Below are 6,782 nucleotides of genomic sequence, written 5' to 3' on the forward strand. Positions count from 1 at the left end.
GGCACTGGCCGAAGAACCACTACCTCGGCCAGGTCGCCCCGGCGTTCGGGCCCACCTAGCACAGCCGGCACCCTGCGACTTCGGCCTGAGAAATCCTGCGGGACGGAAAGCCAGGGGCACCGGGCGGAATCCCATCCCTGCGACCGCGGGACCGGAAGAAGGACTTTGCGGTCAGGGCCTGGAACTGCATCCGGTCGGTGGCTTAGCGAACGCGTCCAGCGTACCGGCCCCGTGGTTCCCGCCTAGATACGGATGTAGGCGGCGCCGTTGAACTGGCGTTGGGCAAGGTGGGCGACGGCTGCGGGGACCACGGCAATCCCCGCCGCCAGGGAGGCTTCATCGATTCCCGCCGCCAGAAGGCTGTTGCGGCAGGCCGTCACGGCCATGCCGTCCTCGGCTGCGAGGGCGGCAGCATCTGCGGCAGCCGGGCCGGTGCCGGCCAACTGTGCGACGACCGGGCCCTGGAGGACGAGTTCAAGGTTGGCCGCGGGCAACTCTGCGCGGGCGTTCCGCGCGATGCGCAGGCCTGCGGCGAGGTCGGGAAACGGCTGCTCCCCCGGGCCGGCGAGGTGGAGGATCAAATCGGCGGTCTCCATGGGGTCACCCTAACATGCACCTCCGGTTTAGCGGCCGAACAGCTTCCTGATCCGGCCGCAGCCGGCATCCGGACCACAGCTTGCTTTTATACCCCGGGGGGTATTAAAGTCAATGGCATAAGAGAGAATACCCCCAGGGGTATTTAGACACAATCTGTGAAGGAGAAGCACATGCTGCTCGAGCGCATCTACGACGAGGACCTGGCGCAGGCGGGTTACTTCATTGGCTGCCAGCGCAAGGGCGAGGCGGTTGTGGTCGACGCCCGCCGCGACATCGATGTTTACCTCGACCTGGCGAAGGCCAACGGGATGAGAATCACGGCCGTGACCGAGACGCACATCCACGCCGACTACCTCTCGGGGACCCGCGAACTGGCCGCGGCCACCGGCGCACGGATGTACGTCTCCGGCGAGGGCGGGGAGGACTGGCAGTACGGGTTCGACGCCAAGCGGCTGCACGACGGTGACGCGGTCACCATCGGAAACATCACCGTCCAGGCCCTGCATACTCCGGGGCACACCCCCGAGCACCTGTCCTTCCTGGTCACGGACGGGGCGTTCAGCGACCGGCCCGGCTACCTGCTCTCCGGGGACTTCGTCTTCGCCGGCGACCTGGGCCGGCCTGACCTGCTGGACGAGGCAGCCGGCGGCATTGACACCCGCTTCGAGGGCGCCGGTCAGTTGTTCAAGAGCCTGCGCGGGAAGTTCCTGACCCTGCCCGACCACGTTCAGGTCTACCCGGGGCACGGCTCGGGCAGCGCGTGCGGCAAGGCCCTGGGCGCCATCCCCTCCACGACGGTCGGCTACGAGCGGCTTTACTCCTGGTGGGGCAGGTACCTGGAGGCCAACGACGAGCAGGGCTTCATCGACGCACTGCTTGACGGCCAGCCCGACGCCCACGCCTACTTCGGCCGGATGAAGCGCCAGAACCGGCTCGGCCCGGAGATCCTGGGCGAACGCGGCCCGCTGCCGGAGCTGGACAACGAAGCCGTCGCCGCCGACCTGGCCGCCGACAAAATCACCTTCGTCGACACCCGCCCCCATGGGCAGGTCCACGAAGGCACCGTGCCCGGCGCGCTGAACATCCCGGCCGGCAGCAAGGCCGCCAGCTTTGGTGCCTGGGCCTACGACCCCGAGACCGACAACCGGCCCCTGGTCCTGTTCGCCCCCGGCCAGGAAGCGGCACAGGAGATGTGGGACCACCTGGTGCGCGTCGGGATCGACAACGTCGCCGGTTACGTCACCGGCCTCGAGGGTCTGCCCCTGGTGGTCCCGGCCCTGATCCGGCCCGAGGAACTCGAGGACTTCGACGCGGCCCTGGTGCTGGATGTGCGGAACAAGACCGAACACGCCGCCGGCACCATCCCCGGGGCTGAGCAGCTCAGCGCAGGCCGGGTGCTCTGGAACCTGGACCGGCTGCCGGCCGACGGGCCCATCGTGACCTTCTGCCAGAGCGGGGTGCGCAACTCCGTGGCCGCCAGCACCCTGCGCCGCGCCGGTTACGACGTCGTCGAACTCGACGGCAGCTACGCCGGGTGGGAGAACTGGCAGAACGCCCGGGAGAGCGCCGAAGCCCGCTGACCGGCACGCACCCGGACGGGCCCGCACACAGGTGCGGGCCCGTCCGGCGTTATGACCACCCCGTTCCTGCGGAGGCAGCCGATGGCCAGACACCGGCACGGGCGCAAGCCGGTCCTGGTCGGCGGATGGCTCTTCGCGGTGCCGGTGCCGCCGATGCTGGTCCTGGCCCCGGACTGGCACTGGGTCATTGCCGCCAACGTGCTGCTGGGCATCAGCCAGGGCCTGACCTGGTCCACGGCCGTCGTGATGAAGATCGATCCGGTGGGCCCGAGGCAGCGCGGGCTGGCCATGGGCCTGAACGAGGCGGCCGGCTACGGCGCCGTCGCCGTGTCCTCCCTGCTGGCCGGGTACCTGGCCGGGCAGTACGGCCTGCGCCCGGCGCCGTTCCTGCCGGGCCTCTTCTACACGGTGCTGGCACTGCTGCTCTCCGGGGCCTTCGTCCGGGAAACCGCCGGCCATGCACGCCTGGAATCCCGGGCGCACACCCCGGGCACGGACGGGACCCACGACCACCTCCCCAAGGACCTGCCCAACCGGCAGATCCTGATGCAGACCACCCTGCGGGAACCCGCCCTGTCCTCGGCCAGCCTGGCCGGGCTTGTCAACAACCTCAATTTCGGCCTCTCACGGGGCCTGTTCCCGCTCCTCTTCACCACCGCCGGCCTGCCGGTGGCACAGGTCGGACTGCTGTTCGCGCTCTACCCGGGCGTCTGGGGAGCGGGCCAGCTGGTCACCGGCGCGTTGTCGGATCGGATCGGGCGCAGGCAGCTGATCACGGCGGGCATGGGACTCCAGGCCGCCGCCCTGGCCGTCATGGCCGCCTCCAGCGGATTCACCGGCTGGGCCGCCGGAACCGTACTGCTGGGAGCGGGCACGGCAATGGCCTACCCGACACTGCTGGCGGTGGTCGGGGACGTCGCCCATCCGGCCTGGCGCGCACGGGCGGTCGGGATCTCCCGGGTCTGGCGCGACCTGGGCTACGCCGCCGGCGCCGTCCTCGGCGGCGTGATCGCCGATTCGCCGGGCCTGCATGCCGCCGTCTGGTCAGCGGCCGCTATCAGCGCGGCAGCCGTCGCGTCACGGATGCATGAAACGCTCCCGCCCCGGTGCGGGTAGGCCGAGCGTGCCGACACCACGGGCACCGGACCCACGCAAAGGGCCCCGCGCAGTCCATGGCGCGGGGCCGCCTTGTCCGTCCCGTCGGCCGTTCAGGCCAGGGAGAGGAAGAGCTTTTCGAGGTCCTTTTTGTCAATGGAGTTGTCCTGCCTGGCCAGGCACTGCTCCAGGCCGGTGGAGATGATCGCAAACCCTGCCCGGTCCAGCGCTTTCGACACGGCGGCGAGCTGGGTGACCACGTCCTTGCAGTCGCGGCCCTCCTCCAGCATGCGCGTAACGGCGGCAAGCTGACCCTGGGCACGCTTGAGCCGGTTGATGACGGGGGTGAGCTCGGAGGCGTCCAGCTGCATGATGTCTTCTCCTTGGGATGAAGGTCTCCCCCCATCCTATACCCCCTGGGGTTTATTGCATACCCCCGGGGGTATGTGGCAGACTGATGGCGGCACGTCCAACCCCCTGGAAAGGAAACACCCCCTTTGACTTCCGAGACTTCCACCGTGACCGCCCTCGACCCGCAGACCCTGCGTGAGTGGATGGGCAGGCACGAGGACCTGATCGTGATCGATGTCCGCTCCGCCGCCGAATTCGAGAGTCTGCACATCCGCGGCTCCTACAACATCCCGCTGTCGCTGCTCTCCGAGCACACCGACGAACTGGCCGAACGCCTCGGATCGCGCGTGGTCCTGGTCTGCCAGTCCGGTGTCCGCGCCGAACAGGCCCGCCGGCACCTTGCCGCAGCCGGCATCGACACCGCCCTGGTCCTCACCGGTGGGGCCCCCGGCTTCGCCGCCGCCGGCGGCGACGTGGTCCGCGGCGCCCGGCGCTGGGACCCCGAACGCCAGGTCCGCATGGCAGCCGGCACCCTCGTGCTCACCGGGCTTGCCGCCGGCAGGTTCATCTCTCCCAGGCTGCGTGTGCTCGCCGGCGTGATCGGTGCCGGCCTGACCTTCTCCGCGGCCACCAACACCTGCGCCATGGGCAAGGCCCTGGCCAGGATGCCCTGGAACCGGACCGCATCCGAGCCTACCGCCCGCACCGCGATCGACCAGATCCCGGCCCGCAAGTAGCCTGCAGGGCCGCCCGTTGCGGCGGGCGGCCCGGCCTCCCCTCCCCCGCTGCCCAAACTCCCCAGGAGAGACCATGCCCGGGATCGACATCCACCAGGCCGAGGCCCGCCGTACCAGCGCGCAGGTCCTCGACGTCCGCGAGAACTTCGAGACCGCCGGGGGCATGATCCCCGGCGCCGTCCACATCCCCCTGGGCGAGCTCGGCGCCCGCCTGGCCGAGCTCGACCGCACCCGCCCGGTCATCGTCGTCTGCCGCAGCGGCAACCGCAGCGCCCGCGCGGCGGACGCCCTGAACGGGGCCGGCTTCACCGCCGAGACGATGGCCGGCGGCATGACCGCCTGGCAGCAGGCCGGACGGCCCACCCGCTGACCCGGCACCCGGCAGAAGAAAGGACAGACCGCATGATCGTCGCCCTCACGGCCACCCTGCTGCTCTCCGTAGTCATCGGACTCTCCCTCGGCCTGCTCGGCGGCGGAGGCTCCATCCTCACCGTCCCCATCCTCACCTACGTTGCCGGCCTCGACCCCAAGGAAGCCATCGCCGCCTCCCTCTTCGTCGTCGGTGCCACCTCGGCCGTCAGCGCCGTTGACCACGCCCGCAACGGCCGGGTCAAATGGCGTACCGGCCTGGTCTTCGGCGCCGCCGGCATGGCCGGAGCCTTCGCCGGCGGCCTGCTCGGCGGCCGCATCCCCGGCACCGTCCTGATGATCGCCTTCGCCGCCATGATGGTCGCCACCTCGCTGGCCATGATCCGCGGCCGCAAGAACACGGCCGCCGCCACCGGCAGCGGCGAACTGCCGGTGGTGAAAGTCATCCTCGAAGGCCTCGTCGTCGGACTCGTCACCGGGCTTGTCGGCGCCGGCGGCGGCTTCCTCGTCGTCCCCGCCCTGGCCCTCCTCGGCGGCCTCGCCATGCCGGTGGCCGTGGGCACCTCGCTGGTGGTCATCACCCTGAAGTCCTTCGCCGGGCTCGGCGGCTACCTCACCACCGTGCACCTGGACTGGGCCCTGGTCGGTGCCGTCACCGCAGCCGCGATCCTCGGCTCCGTAATCGGTTCCCGGCTGGCCGGCCGCATCCCCGAAGCCGCCCTCCGCAAGGGCTTCGGCCTCTTCGTCCTGGCCATGGGCGTCTTCGTCCTTGTCCAGGAACTGCCCGGGACCGCCGGCCTGGCGGTCGGCATTGCCGCCGCAGTCCTGGCCCTGGCCGGCGCAACCTGCCGGTACGCCGCCCCCAGGTGCCCCCTCCGCCTCGTACCGGCCCCCGCCGGCCCGGCCCACACCCGCTGACCCCGTCCAAACCAACCACCGCAAAGGAGAACCCGATGGCCACCATCGACATCACCGGGCACGACTTCCCCCAAACCATCCAGAACAACGACATCGTCCTGGTCGACTTCTGGGCCGCCTGGTGTGGCCCCTGCCGCATGTTCGCCCCCACCTACGAAGCCGCATCCCGGAAACACGCCGACGTCGTCTTCGCCAAGGTCGACACCGAGGCCGAACAGGCCTTGGCCGCCGCCGCGGGGATCAGCTCCATCCCCACCCTGATGGCCTTCCGCGAGGGCGTGCTGGTCTTCTCCGAGCCCGGGGCGCTGCCTGCCGCAGGGCTCGAGGACGTCATCACCGCCGTGAAGAACCTTGACATGGCCGAAGTCCACGCCCGGATCGCTGCCCGGCAGCAGGCCCCTGGGGCCGGCTGACCCCGGGGCGCTCCGCCGGCGGCAGCCTGCCGCAGCCCGGGCCAGGCTGTCCCTGCCGGACCGGCGCGCCCCGCCGCCGGCGATCACCGTCCCTCGTTCCAGGAGCCTCCGCAACCATGCACACCATCATCCAGACCACCAGCTCCTCGCAGCGGCGCATCGTCCGCACCCTGTCGATCGGCCAGATCTTCTCCGGCCTCGGCAGCGGATCCACCCTGGCCCTGGGGTCCATCCTGGCCGTGGACCTGTCCGGTTCCGAGGCCTGGGCCGGGTCCGTGAACACGGCCCTGACCCTGGGCACGGCCCTCACCGCGATTCCGCTGTCCCAGCTGGCCCTGGCCCGCGGGCGGCGGATCGCCCTGACCACCGGGCTCGCTGCGGCCATCGCCGGCACCGCCCTGATGATCGGCGCCGTGGCCGCCGGACTGTTCGTGCTGCTGCTGGCCGGGGCCTTTTTGGTCGGCCTGGCCTCGGCAGTGAATCTGCAGGCCCGCTTCGCCGTCACCGACCTGGCCGACCCGGCCCGCCGAGGGCGGGACCTGTCCCTGGTGGTGTGGGCGATCACCGTCGGGGCCGTGGCCGGGCCCAACATGGTCGGCCCGGGTGCCGTGCTGGCCGGCTGGCTGGGCATCCCGGCCCAGGCCGGGCCGTTCCTGGTCTCGGCGGCCGGCATGGTCATCGGCGCCGCCATCGTCGCGCTGTTCCTGCGCCCGGATCCGCTG

The 6,782-nt window shown here is 70.9% G+C and carries 9 protein-coding genes; 7 read left to right on the forward strand and 2 right to left on the reverse strand.

The window, feature by feature from the left end; genetic code table 11:
* Positions 1-242 precede the first annotated feature (242 nt).
* Positions 243-596, reverse strand: coding sequence for a hypothetical protein (locus ACFQ36_RS19450; protein WP_377016632.1), 354 nt, complete (start codon positions 594-596; stop codon positions 243-245).
* A gap of 171 nt (positions 597-767) precedes the next feature.
* Between ACFQ36_RS19450 and ACFQ36_RS19455 the strand changes: the two genes are divergently transcribed.
* Positions 768-2,177 carry a rhodanese-like domain-containing protein gene (locus ACFQ36_RS19455; protein ID WP_377016634.1) on the forward strand — a complete coding sequence of 470 codons (1,410 nt, stop codon included), beginning with the start codon at positions 768-770 and terminating at the stop codon, positions 2,175-2,177.
* Between the two features lie 81 nt (positions 2,178-2,258).
* Positions 2,259-3,293 (forward strand): MFS transporter, encoded by a 1,035-nt coding sequence (locus ACFQ36_RS19460; RefSeq protein ID WP_377016636.1) that lies wholly within the window; start codon positions 2,259-2,261, stop codon positions 3,291-3,293.
* Between the two features lie 92 nt (positions 3,294-3,385).
* Here ACFQ36_RS19460 and ACFQ36_RS19465 read toward each other — a convergent pair whose 3' ends face one another.
* On the reverse strand, positions 3,386-3,643 hold the full coding sequence (locus tag ACFQ36_RS19465; RefSeq protein WP_377016638.1) for a metal-sensitive transcriptional regulator: 258 nt from the start codon (positions 3,641-3,643) through the stop codon (positions 3,386-3,388).
* Positions 3,644-3,826: 183 nt separating this feature from the next.
* Here ACFQ36_RS19465 and ACFQ36_RS19470 point away from each other — a divergent pair, with 183 nt between their 5' ends.
* From ACFQ36_RS19470 to ACFQ36_RS19490, 5 genes are all read left to right on the forward strand, one after another.
* Positions 3,827-4,360 carry a rhodanese-like domain-containing protein gene (locus ACFQ36_RS19470; protein WP_377016648.1) on the forward strand — a complete coding sequence of 178 codons (534 nt, stop codon included), beginning with the start codon at positions 3,827-3,829 and terminating at the stop codon, positions 4,358-4,360.
* A 73-nt stretch (positions 4,361-4,433) separates the two neighbouring features.
* A complete protein-coding gene (locus ACFQ36_RS19475; protein ID WP_377016640.1) occupies positions 4,434-4,730 on the forward strand; it encodes a rhodanese-like domain-containing protein in 297 nt (98 codons plus the stop codon).
* Between the two features lie 32 nt (positions 4,731-4,762).
* Positions 4,763-5,647, forward strand: coding sequence for a sulfite exporter TauE/SafE family protein (locus ACFQ36_RS19480; RefSeq protein WP_377016642.1), 885 nt, complete (start codon positions 4,763-4,765; stop codon positions 5,645-5,647).
* A 35-nt stretch (positions 5,648-5,682) separates the two neighbouring features.
* The gene (gene trxA, locus ACFQ36_RS19485) at positions 5,683-6,060 is read left to right on the forward strand and encodes a thioredoxin (RefSeq protein ID WP_377016644.1); all 378 of its coding nucleotides are present in this window, start codon (positions 5,683-5,685) and stop codon (positions 6,058-6,060) included.
* A 116-nt stretch (positions 6,061-6,176) separates the two neighbouring features.
* On the forward strand, positions 6,177-6,782 hold a 606-nt coding region (locus ACFQ36_RS19490), incomplete at its 3' end, for an MFS transporter (RefSeq protein ID WP_377016646.1).

It is taken from the genome of Arthrobacter sp. GCM10027362 (genome assembly GCF_042679445.1).
In the GTDB taxonomy this organism is placed as follows: Bacteria; Actinomycetota; Actinomycetes; order Actinomycetales; family Micrococcaceae; genus Crystallibacter.

Bases quoted from the DNA above. Each gene is read 5' to 3' on its own strand.
- ACFQ36_RS19450 (WP_377016632.1), bottom strand. From the start codon at position 596: ATGGAGACCGCCGATTTGATCCTCCACCTCGCCGGCCCGGGGGAGCAG.
- ACFQ36_RS19455 (WP_377016634.1), top strand. From the start codon at position 768: ATGCTGCTCGAGCGCATCTACGACGAGGACCTGGCGCAGGCGGGTTAC.
- ACFQ36_RS19460 (WP_377016636.1), top strand. From the start codon at position 2,259: ATGGCCAGACACCGGCACGGGCGCAAGCCGGTCCTGGTCGGCGGATGG.
- ACFQ36_RS19465 (WP_377016638.1), bottom strand. From the start codon at position 3,643: ATGCAGCTGGACGCCTCCGAGCTCACCCCCGTCATCAACCGGCTCAAG.
- ACFQ36_RS19470 (WP_377016648.1), top strand. From the start codon at position 3,827: ATGGGCAGGCACGAGGACCTGATCGTGATCGATGTCCGCTCCGCCGCC.
- ACFQ36_RS19475 (WP_377016640.1), top strand. From the start codon at position 4,434: ATGCCCGGGATCGACATCCACCAGGCCGAGGCCCGCCGTACCAGCGCG.
- ACFQ36_RS19480 (WP_377016642.1), top strand. From the start codon at position 4,763: ATGATCGTCGCCCTCACGGCCACCCTGCTGCTCTCCGTAGTCATCGGA.
- trxA (WP_377016644.1), top strand. From the start codon at position 5,683: ATGGCCACCATCGACATCACCGGGCACGACTTCCCCCAAACCATCCAG.